The sequence below is a fragment of the Polynucleobacter acidiphobus genome (genome assembly GCF_003065385.1).
Classification (GTDB): domain Bacteria; phylum Pseudomonadota; class Gammaproteobacteria; order Burkholderiales; family Burkholderiaceae; genus Polynucleobacter; species Polynucleobacter acidiphobus.
This window is the reverse complement of sequence record NZ_CP023277.1, coordinates 1,126,170-1,142,934: the sequence shown is the minus strand read 5'-3', so window position 1 is coordinate 1,142,934 and position 16,765 is coordinate 1,126,170. Positions and strand designations below refer to the sequence as shown.

Below are 16,765 nucleotides of genomic sequence, written 5' to 3'. Positions count from 1 at the left end.
ATTAAGATGACCCCTGAACAAATTCTGAAGATTCCAGCACGCGTTCTTACACAAAAGCAGCGTGAGGATTATTTCGATAATGGATATATTTTGTTAGAGAAATTCATTGATGATGAATGGTTGACCAAATTACGCGATGCAACTAATGAGCTTGTTGAGCGAAGCAAGAAGGTGACTAAATCGGACATGATCTTTGATCTTGAGCCTGATCATACACCTTCTGATCCTCGATTGCGGCGAGTATCCAATCCGACAGAGCATCACCCAGTTTTCTGGGAATATGTAAGTAAATCGCCCATGCTAGATGCAGTCGCTGACCTAGTAGGTCCCGATGTGAAATTTCATCATTCCAAGTTAAATTTCAAATGGCAAAAGGGTGGTGAAGAGGTGAAGTGGCACTACGATATTTCATTCTGGCCACATACCAACTACTCACCATTAACAATCGGTACCTATTTGTATGATTGTGGAATGGATCAAGGACCATTAGGCGTAATCCCAAAAAGTCATTTGCTTGAACCAATGATGAGTCAGTACGATGAAACAGGAAAATGGGTTGGCTGCCTGTCTGACGGAGATATTAAAAAGGTTCATATTGAAAAAGCCGTTTATTTAACTGGGCCTGCCGGCTCTTTAACCTTACATAATTGTCGAACTATACACGGATCACCAGCAAATCAATCTAATTTGGGAAGGCCTTTATTGCTTTATACGCTGACTTCAGCAGATGCATTCCCATATACAGTGAACCCGTTAAAACCAAAACATGATCAGGTAATCTTGACCGGAAAAAGGGCTCAATTTGCCCATCATGATCCATTGCCATGTCTTATCCCACCAGATTGGTCGGGCGGTTACTCTTCGATTTTTTCATTGCAGCAACAAGAAGATGCAGAAAAGGTAATGATGTAGTCAAATTAAAGGAGAATATTTTGAATATACCTGTAGGGTCAGGCGCAACTGAAAAAAAGAAGCGAAATTTACAAGAGATTCGGGAGTCAAAAAAGACCGGTGAAAAAATGGTCTATATGTCAGTTCCTGATTACACATCTGCAAAATGGGCTGAAACAGCCGGTGTTGATGTTGCAGTGGTTGGCGATAGTCTCGCCATGATCGCGCATGGTCATCCCAATACGATTCCTGCAACCATGGATATGATGGTTATGCATGCAGCATCCATACGCAGGGGAGCCCCCAATACTTTTGTTTTGGGGTGCATGCCTTATCAAAGCTACAACACAATTGACCGCGCCCTACAGAACGCCACTCGCTTCATGCAAGATGCTGCATGTGATGCTGTAAAGCCTCAGGGCGGGAAATCTCAAGCTCACATCCTTAAGGCTCTGGTTGATGCTGGCATACCTACTGCTTCACATATTGGAATGACTCCCCATACCGTTGCTGTATTTGGAGGATTTCGAATTCAGGGAAGAACAGCAGAGACTGCCATGAAAATTCTTGAAGATGCTTTTGCGATTCAGGATGCCGGTTGCTTCATGTTGGAATTTGAGGCTGTTCCTGCGAAGATTGCGACTGTTATTTCCAAGCAACTAGAAATTCCAACCATAGGAATTGGTGCCGGAGTAGGGACAGATGGTCAGATTCTTTTGTGCCATGATCTCTTAGGTGTTTTTTCTGATTTCAAGCCAAAGTTCACAAAACGTTATGCGAATCTTACTGAAGTTGCGGTAAAAGGTATCAAAGAATATATTGGTGAAGTTAAATCTGGAAAATTTCCTGATGATGACCACAGTTACTCAGTTGACGAAAAAGAGTATGAAAAGTTTTTAGGAATGGTCGAAAAAAGAAAACAAATTTAATTCTAGTTTTGCATGTCTCCAATTAGGCCACCTCGCGTGGCCTTTTTTTGTTTCCATTATTCAAATGTCGGTTTTCCCGACAAACGCCTGCCGACACCATGACTACCCACACGAGATCCCATCCAACTCCATGACGACCCTTGTTTTGACGAACACACAAATCAGGGCACTTTAAGCCATTAATTGACATTGTCTAAAGCAGATTAGCCAGCCCTTCTAAGCCGTAGGTCGCAGGTTCGACTCCTGCTACGCAGGCTAACCGTTACTTCCAGTTTGGTGTTTTAGTTTCGGAAGTGAGGGTAGGGCGACCGCCAAGGATTGTTGCAACAACTGGGATATCCTTAATTTTGAGAGGATCAACCTCTTGTGGATCGGTTTCAAGCACCACAAAATCAGCAAATTTACCCGCCTCGATGCTGCCAACCCGATCATTAATACCTAAAGCATAAGCAGCATCAATCGTCACCATTTTCATTGCCCGATTGACATCTAAAACCCGCTCATAGGGCGCATGTACTTTGCCAGATTGACTGCCGACCCGGTTTACTGCAATCCAAACTTCCAGTAAGGGCGATGGGATTCCGACGGGGGTATCCGAATGGAGTGCAACCACCACATCTTGATTAATGAGAGAGGCCATTCGAGCAGCTAAGGATGCACGATCAGTGCCGATATAGTTGGCATTGATATCAGCACGCTCACTGACATAGTACGGATTGGTACTAACAATTGCACCCAAGGCCTTTAATTGACGTCCTTGTGCGGTTGTCGAGATACCAAAATGCTCGAAGGTAAAGCGGTGATCAAAGCGAGGGTGCTCAGCCTGTAGGATCTCGAGTGCATCAAGGGTAATTTGATTGCCGCCACTGCCATTGGAATGGACATGAATCTGAAAGCCAGTTTGCCACCAAGGCCGCATTGCTTTGAGAAAATCATCGCGGCTATTAAACATAAATAGCCCTTTGTATTTATCGGAGTCAATGTATCCAGGCCATTCCAACTGCATCCCAAGGCTTACAAATGCATCGTCGGCAAAAAATTTAACACCATTAAAAATGATTTGATCATTACTGCGTTTACGTAATGCAATGGCTTGGTCAATCGCTTTGGAGCCGTAGATACCCATGAACGTGATGCCATCAACCACATGCACAATTCGAGCCTTTGCATTAGGTCCACCGAATACCTCATTGACCAGTTGGTTTTCGAGATCTAAGTTAACGCCGCCATAGAAAAGATCGCCCGTGGTGGTAATTCCTGCCTGCTGCATGAGTGCGCTAATGTAGCGTAAGCTGTATAGGCCTCGCTCGGGCGTTAATATTTCAGCGAGGGGTTTTAGCATAATGAGCTTTGCTGCCTCGGTACCTAAAAACTGACCGTTGGAGCTTCCATCAGGATTGCGTCCAGCACCAATCGTTTTAGCTAACTGTTCTTTCGTAACGCCATACTTTTTAATGGCTGCTGAATTCGCAAAAACAAAGTGCTCTGAGGCATCCCATAGGATGATCGGATTGGTTTTGGAGACTTTATCTAAATCTATATTGGTAGGATTTTTGCCACCCATGGCCACCGAGTCAAAGCCCCAGGTCAAGATCGTTTGATCGGGGGACTTGGCTTGTGCGACATATTCTTTGAGCTTAGTAATCATCTCGGAATAGTTTTTTACGCCTGGGAATTCAGGGCCATAGGGATTACGTAAGGGGTAGTAGGTCAGGGGTGGAAGACTAATTGCAATCCCGCCCATGACCGGATGGCCGTGCGCTTCGATAAAGCCGGGATACATCACCTTATCTTTAAAGCTAGTATTGATTTCATAGGGATGCTTATCGAGCCAGGGTTTGAGATCCTCAAAGCTGCCAACGGAGAGGATGCGTCCATCTTGAACCGCTACTGCAGTAGCATATGGCCATCCAGGATCCATTGTGACAATTTTCTTAGCCACATAGACTGTGATCTTTTTATCTTTCTGTCCAATATGGACAGGGGGTGTAAACGGAATTTTCGGTAACACGCGCGGTAGGGGGTTGCTACCTGAAGAAAGGTTTGGAGCCTTACTAAATTGACCACCATAGGGCTTGCTAATCATTAGATTATTGGAGCCGTATAGTGCCAATGCCTCACGGAATAGGGGCGCAAGTTCTGTAACGCAATAGGTACCCCAGTTTTCGGGAACGCCTGCAGGGGTTTGCTGATTCGGAGCGCCGATACGGGGACGCTTGGTATCGTGAGCCTGCGCGAGCATACTCCAAGATAGCAACAGAACAAACAAAATTTTTGATAAATGAGTCATTGCTACTACTAAACACCCCGCTGTTAGCGCATAAATTAGCTTAAGAAAGAGTATATTTTTATTTTGACTTTGAGGTTATTTGGTTCCAGTGCCCACTCACTTGCTTAACCTAGGACGCAATAAGTCATTGATAGTATTGTGCTTCTCAGATCTGCCAATTCCTCTAAATGGTAGGCAATCGATTTAAATACGCGGTACTGGCTTAACTGCTGCCCAATGCGTTGTTGTTAAAACTGCTTGATTTACCTGCCACTGTCGATTAACTATGGTGTTAGAGTTGAAGCATCATGGTTAAAACCATCCTCGCGCTCCCTCGCACCGTCTGGCTAATTGGCATTATTAGTTTTCTAAACGATGCCGCCAGTGAAATGGTTTATCCCTTAATGCCGCTGTATTTGGCAACAGTATTAATGGCAGGACCCAAAGCGCTGGGCATTATCGAGGGAATTGCTGAGGCATCTTCCAGTATCTTTAAATTGGTTTCGGGTGTGATTGTGGATCGCACCAAAAAAGCCAAGCCATGGATCGTTCTGGGTTATGTTTTGGCGGGCTTTAGTCGTCCTCTCATTGCCATCGCTAATTCGTGGTTATGGGTGGTCGCGATCCGTTTTACCGATCGGATGGGTAAGGGTTTGAGAACCTCACCCAGAGATGCTCTTTTGGCAGAAACCGTACCTGAGAACCAACGTGGCGTCACGTTTGGCCTACATCGCTCGATGGATAATGCGGGCGCCGTGATCGGACCATTGCTGGCAGCATTCTTGCTGGCTCAGGGTATGCCAATCCAAGACATTTTCCTGTGGGCCATTATTCCTGCAGTCATTGCGATTGGGTTAGCACTCTATATTCAGGAACCTTCCCAAACCAGCGCTTTAACACGTTATCGCTTTAGTTGGTCTTTACAGGGGATGCCCATTGAATTTAAGCGCTACTTGATTGTGGCCGCAATTTTTGCCTTAGGTAATTCCTCGGACATGTTTTTGCTGCTCCGAGCCAAAGAATTGGGAGTTCCTCAAGAGCAAATCCCGCTTCTATGGGCTGCGATATCGCTGATCACTACCATCTTTGGAACGCCGTTATCAGCGCTATCCGATACCATGGGGCGCAAGCGCTTTATTCTGATTGCTTGGCTTGCATTTGCATTGTTTTATATTGGCATGGGGTTACCAAGTGCGAGCATCTATCAAGTCTTTGGGTTATTCATTGTCTATGGCTTATTTAAAGCAGCAATCGAAGGAGTTGAAAAAGCCTTGGTTGCTGATTTAGCACCCAAAGGTCTCACGGGAACGGCCTTTGGTTGGTTTAATTTGATTAATGGCCTAATGTTATTACCGGCCTCAATTATCTTTGGCTGGATCTATGAATCCATAAGCCCCTTTTATGCATTTATGTTCTCAGGCAGCTGCGCAATCATTGCTTTCTTCTTAATGGCGTTTTGGGTTTTTAAGAGATCTGAAAGGAATTTTTTTATTTAATGTAAACAATAAAATTGAGTTAGAAAGATTTCTGCGATCAAAATGTCGGTTTTCCCGACAAACGCTTGAATATGACCCCGACATAAAGTTTGGATTGGCCCAACCCAGCTCCAAGGGTCAATTAATCTTCCCGGTAATGAGGCTCCCTTACAATCAATTTATCTGTGAGAATTCAATTAACAAGCTTAAAACCATTATTCCTGCCCATGAATAAAATTATCAGTCTCATACTCACACTCCTTTCAACCGTTGCAATGGCTCAAAACTCAACGGTTTACTTCAATGGTGACATTCTGACAATGAAAGGAGATGCTCCTCAATACGTTGAAGCGGTCGTGGTGCAAGGTAATGAAATTACCTATGTGGGAAATAAAGCCAAGGCAATGACAGTCGCGGGTAAGGGTCCAAAACTGGTTGATTTAAATGGGCGCACGATGTTGCCAGCCTTTATTGACTCCTGGGGACACTTTACGTTGATCGCTCAAAATACCTTGGGCGTTAACTTGGCCTACTTTTCAGATAAGCCTCCCAAGACCAAAGCCCAACTAATTGAACGATTAAAGAATGAGGGCAAGCCATTTAACGGTTGGCTCATTGGAACTGGTTATGCTGACCCACTCCTAAGCGATGGTCCATTGACGCTAGCAGATTTGGACCGAGCATTTCCGAGTCAACCAGTATTAATTGCAAACATCTCGACCCTAACGGGGATCGCGAACTCGGCTGGGCTTAAAAAACTTGGAATAACTAAAGCTACTAAAGCTGTATCAGGCTTTATTCCAATTAATCCTAAAACTGGTGAATTGACCGGTGAGTTGATAGGTATGCCCTACCTGAGCGCTATTGCCCAAGCCGTTGGAAAGTACTCGCAGGATTTAACCTTCCAAACATACCAAAAGGCAGAGAAGATCTATTTAGAGAATGGTTTTACGACCGCCCAGAGCTATGAAGCTGAGGTGAGTGATATTCAGTCAATGCAGAAAGCTATTGAAAAGGGAGTCGTATCAATTGATCTAATTGCCTTGCCAACCTATGATGTGGTGGATCAGCTACTCAAAGCAAATCCACAATATCCTTTTGGGAGGTATAACAAAGGAAAGCAAGGATTTAAGGTAGCCGGCATGATGGTGCCTACCGATGGCGCGCCACAACTGCGTCTGGCATACATGACCAAGCCGTATTTGGTTACTACGGGCTTTGATAAAGATTGGCGGGGTTTTCCATATAACCCACAAAGCCTCATTGACCATTATGCAAAACTTGCTTACGAGAAAAATATTCAATATTTTGCTTACAGTAATGGAGACGCTGGTATCGATATGACCCTAGCTGCCTTAGATAAGGCAATCAAGGAGACTGGTATTACTGAAAATCGCAGAACCGTGGTTTCTCATGCCATGTTTGCCCGTCAAGATCAGCTCAAGCAATTTAAAGAAAAACAGGTATTACCCATCATGCTGATTAATCATTTATGGCTATATGGCGATGTTTATCAACAAATTGTTGGGCCTGAGCGAGCCGCCAATCATAACCCTCTCAAGTGGGTTCAAAATGCTGGCTTGCGGATTGGTATCCACAATGACACCCCATCTTCAGGACCTAGCGCTCTATTTTCAATGTGGACAGCAGTCAATCGTAAGACAGTGAAGGGCACACTTCTTGGTCCCGATCAGCGGATCACACCGTATCAGGCTTTGCAGGGTTTTACAACGAATGCTGCCTATCAGTACAAAGAAGAAGGGACTAAGGGAATGATTGCTCAGGGAATGTTCGCCGATTTAGTCATCCTTAATAAAAACCCATTAAAGGTCAATCCCGATGAAATTAAAGACATTCAGGTTCTAGAAACAATCAAGCAGGGTAAATCTCTGTTTAAGAGACCAAATTAATTAGTTTGAGTAGAACCCTGTTTATTTGCTCTCCCTCTTGCCGACACCACGAATCTCAAACAGGATCCCATTTATTTATCTTAGTCTCATCATTAGTTTTTCTAAGGCACACTATGATTTCTATTAAACGTTTCATTGCATTTTTAATAATCCCATTCGCTTTAAGCTTTGGAATTGTCCATGCGGATAGTCGTTCAGAGTTGGATCGCGATGCACGAGTTGTACTGAGCCAATTAATAGCCAGTAATGAGAGTGCGAAAAAACTGAGCGAGAAAGCCATTGCTACCTTAGTGTTTCCAGTAGTCACAAAAGCCGGCTTTATTTTGGGAGGCCAATATGGTGATGGGGTGTTATTCAAACAAGGCAGACCAGTCGCTTATTACAACACTGCTGGCGGCTCGTATGGTTTACAGGCAGGAGCTCAGCAATTTGGCTATGTGCTCTTCTTTATGAAAGAGTCTGCTCTCAGTGCCCTAGACTCAACCCAGGGTTTTGAGGTAGGTGTAGGCCCTAGCGTAGTGTTAGTCGATCAAGGCGCAGCCAGTTCCACAACCACGATTACTGCCCAAGACGACATTTATGCGTTCATCACGGCACAAAAGGGCGTCATGGCTGGCCTTGGTATTCAGGGCAACAAAATTACAAAGCTTGCAAAGTAAGAGATTTTGTATAGGGCGCCAGACACGATTCCTGGATTAATTTCAATAGGTGAAATGAAGCCAGAGTTATGCAGTTGACAGTCTTGATCAGGCAAACCTAGAATGAAGTCGTAGTTGTAGGATTGGTATCGGGAGAGACTGTATTGACAGCGCCGAAGGAGCAACCACCCCGGAAACTCTCAGGCAAAAGAACCGATATCACTGCAAACTCTGAAGAGCCTTTAGTTACGTCAACTAAAGCACCGCAGGAGCAAGCAAGTCTCTGACTTGCGAATCTCTCAGGTCCAAAACAGAGGGGGTGTTCATTGCGCATGGTGCCAATGAGCTTTAACCCCCGACGTATTGATTGGACCAACCATGAAATCCTATGTCATTATTGGTGGCGGCATTACGGGCGTCACTACTGCTTACGCACTTATCAAGCGCGGCTATCGCGTTACTTTGATTGAACGGCATCGCTATGCCGCAATGGAAACCTCCTTTGCCAACGGCGGTCAGCTCTCCGCCTCAAATGCCGAGGTTTGGAACCACTGGGGTACGGTATTCAAAGGCCTCAAATGGATCTTCAAAAAGGATGCACCGCTACTGATCAATATGAAACCCAGTTGGCATAAAGCATCCTGGTTTGCTGAATTTATGGCAGCGATCCCAAACTACAAAGCCAATACCATTCAAACGGCCAAGATGGCGATTGATGCCAGAAACCATTTGTTTAGCTGGGCAAAGCAGGAGAGTATTGATTTTGATCTCAAAAAAGAGGGGATCTTGCATATTTACCGTGATCAAGCCGGATTTAAGCATGCCGGTGAAGTATCCAAACTCCTAGCAATGGGTGGATTACAACGCGAAGCCGTTACACCGTCTGAGATGAAATTAATTGAGCCCACACTCTCCGGAGAGTATTACGGCGGGTATTACACGGAGAGTGATTCTACGGGTGATATTCATAAGTTCACCGTAGGGCTTGCCAAAGCCTGCGAACGACTCGGCGTGACATTCATTCATGATCACGAGGTGGTCCAGGTGCAATCGAATGGCGAGAAAGTTCACGTTCAGCTAAAGAACAACGAACACCAAGAGCAATTGAGCTTTGACAACATTGTGGTGTGTGCTGGCATCGCCAGTCGTGATTTAGCTGCACAACTGGGCGATCGCTTGAATGTTTATCCTGTCAAAGGTTATTCGATTACGGTGAACCTCAATGATGAGGGAAGTCAGCAGGGCGCACCAACCGTCAGTCTCTTGGATGATGAGACCAAACTAGTCACGAGTCGCTTGGGACTTGATCGCTTCCGGATTGCCGGCACTGCAGAGTTTAATGGCGAAAACCGTGATATTCGGATGGATCGGATTAAGCCTCTTGTGAACTGGGTAGAGCAATGTTTCCCGAAAGTGAACACGCGCTCGGTTGTGCCATGGGCAGGCCTGCGTCCGATGATGCCCAATATGCTTCCTAGAGTTAGGAAAGGCAAGCAGGCCAACGTGTTCTATAACACCGGTCACGGCCATTTGGGGTGGACACTATCGGCATGTACCGCCGAGATGATCGCAGACATCATTGATGGATCGGCACATCAGCCCCGCTTTTATCCCAAGCCATCACTAGGGAAGGTCGCTGTGGCTTGAAAAGGATTCTGAATAGATTGTTTCAGATCAACTAAGTTGCATGTTCAGTAAAACAAAAGGGGCCATCGGGCCCCTTTGAATAGCACCACTAAACCACTACGCCGGTTTACTGGTTAGCACTTTTGCCAGCTTGATAACCAGCGTTGTATTCCGAAGCTTGTTGTTTCTTGTATGAGTCATACAAATAACCAGAGGCGGCACCGACCGCTGCACCACCCACTGCACCCCAAATGGGATTGCCATGAAAAATGGCAGTGCCAACTGCCCCTGCAGTTGCACCAATGGCAGCACCGGAGAGGGTACGTTGTTGGGTGCTATCCATATTGGAGCAGCCAGTAAGGGCGATAGCAACAACTCCGACAGCTAGAATTTTTTTCATTAGTGACTCCTAAAAAATAGATGGATGGATCTCAGATTTATTTCTTGGGGCATGGATAACGCATGGCAAGATATCCCAAGAAGACCCCAGCGGCCGGCTTATCACGCGCCTCGGGATTTTCATTAGACCATTTCACAAAGCCATTAATCACATCATCACGCCGTGGGATCGGATTAATACAGATATAGGGAACCGCATGTTGTGGATGGCGGGTCGCTAAATAGGTTTCGTACACTGCCTTAGTGAACCCAACGCAAAAGGTACGCGGCTCAGTATTCACAGGTGCTTTGCATTCATTAACCAGTTGTTGCGTGCTCAGAACATTAATTTTCTCTTGTGCATGGCTTGCAGCAGAAAAAGAAAATGCCAAAGCAGATAATAGGAATAAAGGGAGTTTTTTCATGATGATCCTCTCAATTAGTTGATTCATTATATCCATGCTAGCGCGATCCTTAAATAATAAGTACTGATTGTGATGAAAGACTCAAATTGGTGCACCCATTGGTATGCTTTTGCTATTCATCCGGAATGTAAAAATTAGGGTAAAACTGAATTCATCGTTATAAAACTTATGTATAGTTCCAAAAGTTAATACCAACCCCATAGGAGTTCTTATGAAGCTTCAGAAATTAGCCTGTTTACTTGCGGCTTTGTCGATTGGACTGACGCCAATTGGTCAAGCAGTTGCCTGTACCAGTTTTCAGTTGGTTGCCGAAGACGGTAGCCGAGTCTATGGTCGCACCATGGAATTCGAGTTTCCGATGTATTCGAACTTAGTGGTGATGCCAAGAAAGACCCAATTTGTGGGCACTGGTCCCAAAAATACCAAAGGCGCTACTTGGGTGGGTAAGTATGGCGTGGTTGGTCTGAATGGCTTTAATCAGCCGATCGTGGTGGATGGTATGAATGAAAAGGGAATGACTGGAGGCATGCTCTATTTCCCAGGATATGCATCCTATACAAGTCCTGCAAATGCAGATCCTAAAAAAACCTTGGCCCCTTGGGAGTTTCTAGTGTGGGCGCTCTCAAATTTTGAGAATGTCTCTGAAGTAAAGGCCGCCCTCAATACTATTTCTGTGGTGGCGGTTGAGCAGGGTGATTTGAAGGTTGTGCCACCGCTTCATTACGTACTGCACGATGCTAAGGGCGGTGTTTTGGTGATTGAGCCTCTCAATGGAAAATTAGTAGCCACCGATAATCCATTTGGCGTAATGACGAATTCGCCCCCATTCGATTGGCATGTAACGAATTTATCCAATTATGTGAATTTGTCACCAGTTCAACCAGCTGGAAAAAAAGTAATGGGTCAAATGATCAATCCAACTGGTAATGGTGCCGGCTTTCTAGGATTGCCAGGGGACAATACACCGCCATCTCGGTTTGTGCGCGCCGTTGCCTTTGCCTCAACGATCGTGCCAGCAAAAAATGCCGATGAGAATGTACGCTTGGCTGAGCATGTGTTCCATAACTTTGACGTTCCTAGGGGCAGTGTACGATCTTCTGCTGGCCCAAAGGCCTTTATGGAGTTCACGCAATGGAGCACCATTGGGGATATCAATAACCGTCAGTACTACTTTTCAACCTACGACTATCAGCCTCTAAGAATGGTTGATTTGAAGACAATCAATTTTGATAAGCCGGGGATCGTCACCATCAAGATTGATCAAAAGTATCAGGCGCAGAAAATCGTTCCCTGATATTTAAAATCGGTCTAGATACTTAATAAACCACCTTCGGGTGGTTTTTTATTGACGCGTGTTGAGTATTAATCGATGGGATCTCCTAACAAACAATCGATGTAACAGCGTTGTCATATTTTCAAGAAAGGATGTAAAAATTCATTAAATTATTAGTTATTTCTTGATAGACCCTGCTACACTTTTCTTGAAAAAGCTTGATTAACGAAGGCAATTATTAGCCTTATCCATATCCATTCATCTTATGCAAACCACTTTATCCAAGACCTTGCTTTCTTTCGTAATGGTCGCTTCCGCTACTCTTTTTGCAAATAGTCATTCGCTAGCCCATAGCTTCATTGACCCACCTTCATTTGTCACCCCAAAAAATATTACGGTGTATGTGGCCAAGAAAATTGTCACAATGGATCCAGCGATGCCCACTGCAACAGCAGTTGCAGTTGCGGATGGAAGAATTCTTTCGGTGGGCTCGATTGCCGATTTAAAGCCATGGACTGATAAGTATCCAACCCGGATAGATCGTCAATTTGAGGGTAAGGTTTTGTATCCGGGTTTTGTCGATCCGCATCAGCATCCTTTCTTTGCAGGCGTTACACAAACGAGTTACCCGCTAACGTATCTGCCGCTTCCTAGCCCATGGGGTAAGCCATTCCCTGGAGTTAAGGATTTGGATGCAGCCATTGCCAAGCTCAAGGAGTATTCCGCAGGGATGGCTGACCCCAATCAGACTCTGCTGGCTTGGGGTTACGACATCGTAGCAATGAAACGAATGCCCAACAAGGAGTTGTTGGACCAAGTTTCTTCAACCAGACCTATCTTGGTTTGGGACTCATCGGAACACAATATTTTCTTTAATTCTGCGGCATTAAAGAAATACATCACAAATATTGACGAAGCCAAGAAGATTCCTGGGGTTGGATTTAACCCTGATGGCAGTCTCAATGGGCAATTTCTGGGTGCAATCGCAACACCATATGCTGTGAAATTTGCAGCTAAGGATCTTTTCACTCCGGAGCGCATTCAGAGAGCCATGCTCTACTCCAATGACATTGCTCAGCAGGGCGGTATCACCACAACCTCTGAAATGACTTTCGGAATTGTCGATATTGAACTTGAAAAAGAACTGGCCAAAAAATTTACATCTTCCGATGTCACCTCGTTACGCGTCATGCAAGTTGCCTATGCCGATGCATTCTTAGAGAAATACGGCGATAAGGCAATTGCCAAAGTGAAAGAGTTACAAAAATTAAATACGGATCGTCTGTACTATAAAGGGATCAAATTTATGGGCGATGATGCATATTTAAGTAATACGATGCGAGTGGATAGCCCTGGATATACCGATGCTCGCTTGGGCACCATTTTTTATCCAACCCCCGAATCCCTGGCGATCGCGATGCAACCGTGGTGGAATGCGGGCTTTCAAATCCATGTGCACTCCAATGGCAGTGCTGGTATTGAGAACTCTCTGAACGCTCTACAAATTTTGCAAGATCGCAGACCGCGTTTTGATCATCGCTTTACCCTGGAGCACTTAGGTCTGCCGACCTCCATGATGGTGCGTAAGATCAAAGCATTGGGAGCGGTTGCTAGCGTCAATCCTTCCTATTTTTATCAACGAGCAAATATTCAATTTCCTGAGCTTGGATATGATCGAGCAGCGTATGCCACTCGAGTGGGTATGTTAACAAGTCAAGGGGTTGTCGTGGCACTTCATTCGGATAATCCGGTTACCACTCCAAAACCTTTGACTCAAGTTTGGGCAGTTGTTAATCGCCAGGGCCTGTATTCAGGGGATAAAAAATGGGCACCTGCTGAGGCTGTAACGGTAGAGCAAGCAATGCGGATGATCACGATTGATGCTGCTTACATCATGGGCCTAGAAAATAAAGTCGGCTCGATTGAGCCTGGTAAGTTTGCAGATTTCACGGTGCTAGAAGCTGACCCGACTGCGGTACCCAAGCAGAAGATCAAAGATGTGCCCATTATTGGTACTGTATTGGGAGGTAGATACATACCGGTTTCTGAAACCAGTCGAGAGAGGCCGTATTAAATCTCTATGAGTCGGGTGTTGCCCGTTATGAGAGTCTGCTTAAAATGGTCAAGTTCAATTAAATACTAGGAGTAGTCATGGCTTCAAACGGACCAAGCGTTGCAGAATATGTGGTGAATCGTTTAGCCGATTTAGGCATTGATCGCGTCTTCGGGGTCCCTGGAGACTATTCTTTCCCATTTGATGATGCAATTGAATCTTGCGATCGGGTTGAGTGGATTGTGTGTGCCAATGAACTAAACGCCGCCTATGCCGCCGATGGCTATGCCCGAATTCAGGGGGCTGCCATCTTATCAACCACTTATGGGGTAGGGGAGTTGAGCGCCATCAATGGTGTGATGGGTGCCAGGGCCCAGCGCTTGCCGATATTTCATATTGTTGGAGCGCCTAGTACCCAAATCCAGCGCCAAGGATTGATTACTCACCACACCTTGGGGGATGGGGTGTATAACAACTTTCGCTATCTCTCAGAAGCGGCCTGTTGTGTATCGGCTTACTTAACACCTGATAACGCGATTGCCGAGATGGAGCGTGTGATTCGGGAGGCATTGCGTCTCAGTGCACCGGCATACATCACAGTGCCCATGGATCTTGCCAGAATGCCGGTGATTGGTAAGCCCATCAAGGGAACCCTATTAGCCAATATTGAACGAGCCAGCAGCGACCCCGCTTCACTCGAGGCTGCAATTGATTTCATCATCAGTAAGATCGCGGCCAGCAAAACCATTGTGGCATTGCCCACTCAACTACTGGCACGCTATGGGGCCATCTCAACTGCCATCGAGTTCTTTAATCAGAGCAAGATACCGTTTGCATGCTCACCCATGGATAAGGGCACTCTTTCAGAGGCGCATCCCGGCTATTTGGGCATCTATAACGGCGCAGGATCGAGCCCCAGCCAAGTGAAAGAGATTGTGGAGGGGGCTGACCTAGTACTTGATATTGGCGGGATCGTTTTTGAAGATTTCAATACCACCTTCTGGTCAGATACCATTGCATCAACTAAGCAACTCACCATTGGTGATCAGTTTGTGCGCATGGGCAGCACCATCTTTACTGGCGTTGCCCTAGAGGATGTCTTACAGGGTGTAACCAAGAAGATCCAGGCACGCTCTCAGTCAAACCCCATCAATTCCTCCGTAACTCCTGATGTGGCCAAACCATCCGATCCAACAACGTCTGCTAATTTTTACCCCCGTCTACATGCCTTGCTAAAGAGCGGTGATGTCTTGGTCGTTGAAACCGGAACCTGTGTTCTGTACACCACACCGATGCGCTTACCCGACGGAGTAGGTTTTCAGACCCAGACCTTGTGGGGCTCGATTGGCTGGGCTACCCCCGCCGCCGAAGGGATTTGCATGGCCAATACCAAAGGCCGAACCATCTTGGTAACGGGTGATGGCTCCCATCAACTCACTGCCAATGAAATCGGGGTGATGGGACGCTACGGCATCAAGCCCATCATTTTTGTATTGAACAATGGCATCTATGGGGTGGAGAACGTATTAAGTGAAATTGGTCCATCGTATGACAATCTAGCCCAGTGGAACTACGCACAAATTCCAGGGGCGATGGGATGCCATACCTGGTTCACTGCGCGGGTGAGCACCGTGGCAGAACTCGATGCTGCGATTGAGAAAGCCAATACGAGCGATTGCGCTTCGTATATTGAGGTGATGATCCCCGCTTCCGAGAGTCAGCCACTCCCAGAGACAGTGCAAAACCAAATCTACAAAACCAATATTCCAGGAAGATCAGCATGACATCATCGAACCGTCGTCAATTTCTACAAACTTCTGCACTCGGGGTTGCTGCATCTGTTACTGGAGGCTCAGCACTAGCGCAGACCAGTAATGCATGTAGTAAAGCCGTTGCCGAAGCAAAGGCGCAGGATGCCAAAAATATTCAGGCATCGACTGCGAACTGGAATGATGGACTCGCACATCCCATTCCGTACAAGAACCCTCCGGGCAAAGGCAAGGATCGCGCACTCGTATTGGGTGGCGGCTCAGAGTATATGAGCTCATTCTTGGTAGGCTACTTCCACGCCATGCTAAGCAATGGTGTCAACCTGCGCCTAGCCGATATTGTGGTGGGCTCTTCAGCGGGTGCATTGCTGGGCAGTGCCTTATTAGGAGGGCGCCTTGATCTATTCTCCGCTGAATTTAATCTATTAGCCGATTACCCTAAAATCATGGCCAAGTTTGTGCCAACCAATAAGTTTTCACCCAGTCAAGAGCGAGTCATGAAGATGGGTATTGAGGCTAAAGATGGCAATCCCGCCACCATTCAGGCAATTGGACATGCTGCGATGGCAGCTAAATCAATCCCACAAGATAAGTTTGAGACGAACATTAAAGTATTCATTGGTGATCTCAAAAAGATTCCGCCTAAGATGTATATCACCACGATTGATTGCTACACAGCCGAGCGTTTAGTGATTGCTCCGGATTCTGGTATACCAGTTGCAACCGCGATTGCCGCTAGTGCATCTGCTCCTGGTGTGACTGGACCGACCTGGGTCAAAGATCGGGTCTGTATGGACGGCACGATTGGCCCAACAGAAACCCATTGCGATGTGATCGCTGGTTCAAAGCGCGCCCTGGTATTTGCCTTGGCCGATACGCTTGCCCAAGAGAAGGCGGGCCTTCGCCTTAATCATTTGCCTAACACCATCTTGCAAGAGGTGAAGGATCTAGAAGCCGGTGGGACCAAAACGAAATTGGTCGTGGTTGGGATGTTGCCAGGTCGTAAGACACTGAGCGTAGTGGATCCTGGTATCATGGCGCCCGCGATTAAGTTTGGTTACGATCGCGGTATGCAAGACCTCCCAGAAATGAAAAAGTTCTGGGCCTAAGGCATTCATCCTTTTAAATA

13 protein-coding genes and 2 riboswitches are annotated in these 16,765 nt (G+C 46.0%); of the genes, 10 read left to right on the top strand and 3 right to left on the bottom strand.

Annotated features, from left to right (window positions below; genetic code table 11):
* Positions 1–6: 6 nt before the first annotated feature.
* Positions 7–912: a phytanoyl-CoA dioxygenase family protein gene (locus AOC32_RS06095; RefSeq protein WP_108508618.1), complete on the top strand. Its 906-nt coding sequence runs from the start codon at positions 7–9 to the stop codon at positions 910–912.
* A gap of 20 nt (positions 913–932) precedes the next feature.
* Positions 933–1,820 carry a 3-methyl-2-oxobutanoate hydroxymethyltransferase gene (gene panB / locus AOC32_RS06090; RefSeq protein ID WP_234409709.1) on the top strand — a complete coding sequence of 296 codons (888 nt, stop codon included), beginning with the start codon at positions 933–935 and terminating at the stop codon, positions 1,818–1,820.
* A 262-nt stretch (positions 1,821–2,082) separates the two neighbouring features.
* Here the strand turns inward: panB and AOC32_RS06085 are convergent, their stop codons facing one another.
* A complete protein-coding gene (locus AOC32_RS06085; RefSeq protein WP_199908486.1) occupies positions 2,083–4,110 on the bottom strand; it encodes an amidohydrolase in 2,028 nt (675 codons plus the stop codon).
* 287 nt (positions 4,111–4,397) lie between these two features.
* Between AOC32_RS06085 and AOC32_RS06080 the strand changes: the two genes are divergently transcribed.
* The 4 genes from AOC32_RS06080 to AOC32_RS06065 all read left to right on the top strand — a co-directional run bounded on the left by AOC32_RS06080 (position 4,398) and on the right by AOC32_RS06065 (position 9,759).
* On the top strand, positions 4,398–5,585 hold the full coding sequence (locus tag AOC32_RS06080; RefSeq protein ID WP_108508616.1) for an MFS transporter: 1,188 nt from the start codon (positions 4,398–4,400) through the stop codon (positions 5,583–5,585).
* A 206-nt stretch (positions 5,586–5,791) separates the two neighbouring features.
* Positions 5,792–7,474 carry an amidohydrolase gene (locus AOC32_RS06075; RefSeq protein ID WP_159074908.1) on the top strand — a complete coding sequence of 561 codons (1,683 nt, stop codon included), beginning with the start codon at positions 5,792–5,794 and terminating at the stop codon, positions 7,472–7,474.
* A 113-nt stretch (positions 7,475–7,587) separates the two neighbouring features.
* Positions 7,588–8,133, top strand: coding sequence for a lipid-binding SYLF domain-containing protein (locus AOC32_RS06070; protein WP_108508614.1), 546 nt, complete (start codon positions 7,588–7,590; stop codon positions 8,131–8,133).
* 119 nt (positions 8,134–8,252) lie between these two features.
* Positions 8,253–8,338, top strand: a riboswitch (glycine riboswitch).
* Positions 8,339–8,341: 3 nt separating this feature from the next.
* Positions 8,342–8,428: riboswitch (glycine riboswitch) on the top strand.
* Between the two features lie 62 nt (positions 8,429–8,490).
* On the top strand, positions 8,491–9,759 hold the full coding sequence (locus AOC32_RS06065; protein ID WP_108508613.1) for a D-amino acid dehydrogenase: 1,269 nt from the start codon (positions 8,491–8,493) through the stop codon (positions 9,757–9,759).
* A 106-nt stretch (positions 9,760–9,865) separates the two neighbouring features.
* On the opposite strand, the gene AOC32_RS06060 is transcribed toward AOC32_RS06065, so the two are convergent.
* Positions 9,866–10,138, bottom strand: coding sequence for a glycine zipper family protein (locus tag AOC32_RS06060; RefSeq protein ID WP_108508612.1), 273 nt, complete (start codon positions 10,136–10,138; stop codon positions 9,866–9,868).
* 37 nt (positions 10,139–10,175) lie between these two features.
* The gene (locus tag AOC32_RS06055) at positions 10,176–10,541 is read right to left on the bottom strand and encodes a Rap1a/Tai family immunity protein (RefSeq protein WP_108509366.1); all 366 of its coding nucleotides are present in this window, start codon (positions 10,539–10,541) and stop codon (positions 10,176–10,178) included.
* 211 nt (positions 10,542–10,752) lie between these two features.
* Here AOC32_RS06055 and AOC32_RS06050 point away from each other — a divergent pair, with 211 nt between their 5' ends.
* The 4 genes from AOC32_RS06050 (at position 10,753) to AOC32_RS06035 (ending at position 16,745) form a co-directional block, all read left to right on the top strand.
* A complete protein-coding gene (locus AOC32_RS06050; RefSeq protein WP_108508611.1) occupies positions 10,753–11,835 on the top strand; it encodes a linear amide C-N hydrolase in 1,083 nt (360 codons plus the stop codon).
* 244 nt (positions 11,836–12,079) lie between these two features.
* Entirely contained in the window at positions 12,080–13,888 is a 1,809-nt protein-coding gene (locus tag AOC32_RS06045; protein WP_108508610.1) for an amidohydrolase, read from the top strand.
* A gap of 77 nt (positions 13,889–13,965) precedes the next feature.
* A complete protein-coding gene (locus AOC32_RS06040) occupies positions 13,966–15,651 on the top strand; it encodes an alpha-keto acid decarboxylase family protein (RefSeq protein ID WP_108508609.1) in 1,686 nt (561 codons plus the stop codon).
* Positions 15,648–16,745, top strand: coding sequence for a patatin-like phospholipase family protein (locus AOC32_RS06035; RefSeq protein WP_108508608.1), 1,098 nt, complete (start codon positions 15,648–15,650; stop codon positions 16,743–16,745). Before AOC32_RS06040 ends, AOC32_RS06035 begins: the two co-directional genes overlap by 4 nt.
* The last annotated feature ends 20 nt before the right edge of the window (positions 16,746–16,765 follow it).

Bases quoted from the DNA above. Each gene is read 5' to 3' on its own strand.
- AOC32_RS06085 (WP_199908486.1), bottom strand. From the start codon at position 4,110: ATGACTCATTTATCAAAAATTTTGTTTGTTCTGTTGCTATCTTGGAGT.
- AOC32_RS06040 (WP_108508609.1), top strand. From the start codon at position 13,966: ATGGCTTCAAACGGACCAAGCGTTGCAGAATATGTGGTGAATCGTTTA.
- AOC32_RS06060 (WP_108508612.1), bottom strand. From the start codon at position 10,138: ATGAAAAAAATTCTAGCTGTCGGAGTTGTTGCTATCGCCCTTACTGGC.
- AOC32_RS06065 (WP_108508613.1), top strand. From the start codon at position 8,491: ATGAAATCCTATGTCATTATTGGTGGCGGCATTACGGGCGTCACTACT.
- AOC32_RS06070 (WP_108508614.1), top strand. From the start codon at position 7,588: ATGATTTCTATTAAACGTTTCATTGCATTTTTAATAATCCCATTCGCT.
- AOC32_RS06035 (WP_108508608.1), top strand. From the start codon at position 15,648: ATGACATCATCGAACCGTCGTCAATTTCTACAAACTTCTGCACTCGGG.
- AOC32_RS06050 (WP_108508611.1), top strand. From the start codon at position 10,753: ATGAAGCTTCAGAAATTAGCCTGTTTACTTGCGGCTTTGTCGATTGGA.
- AOC32_RS06095 (WP_108508618.1), top strand. From the start codon at position 7: ATGACCCCTGAACAAATTCTGAAGATTCCAGCACGCGTTCTTACACAA.
- AOC32_RS06045 (WP_108508610.1), top strand. From the start codon at position 12,080: ATGCAAACCACTTTATCCAAGACCTTGCTTTCTTTCGTAATGGTCGCT.
- AOC32_RS06075 (WP_159074908.1), top strand. From the start codon at position 5,792: ATGAATAAAATTATCAGTCTCATACTCACACTCCTTTCAACCGTTGCA.
- AOC32_RS06055 (WP_108509366.1), bottom strand. From the start codon at position 10,541: ATGAAAAAACTCCCTTTATTCCTATTATCTGCTTTGGCATTTTCTTTT.
- AOC32_RS06080 (WP_108508616.1), top strand. From the start codon at position 4,398: ATGGTTAAAACCATCCTCGCGCTCCCTCGCACCGTCTGGCTAATTGGC.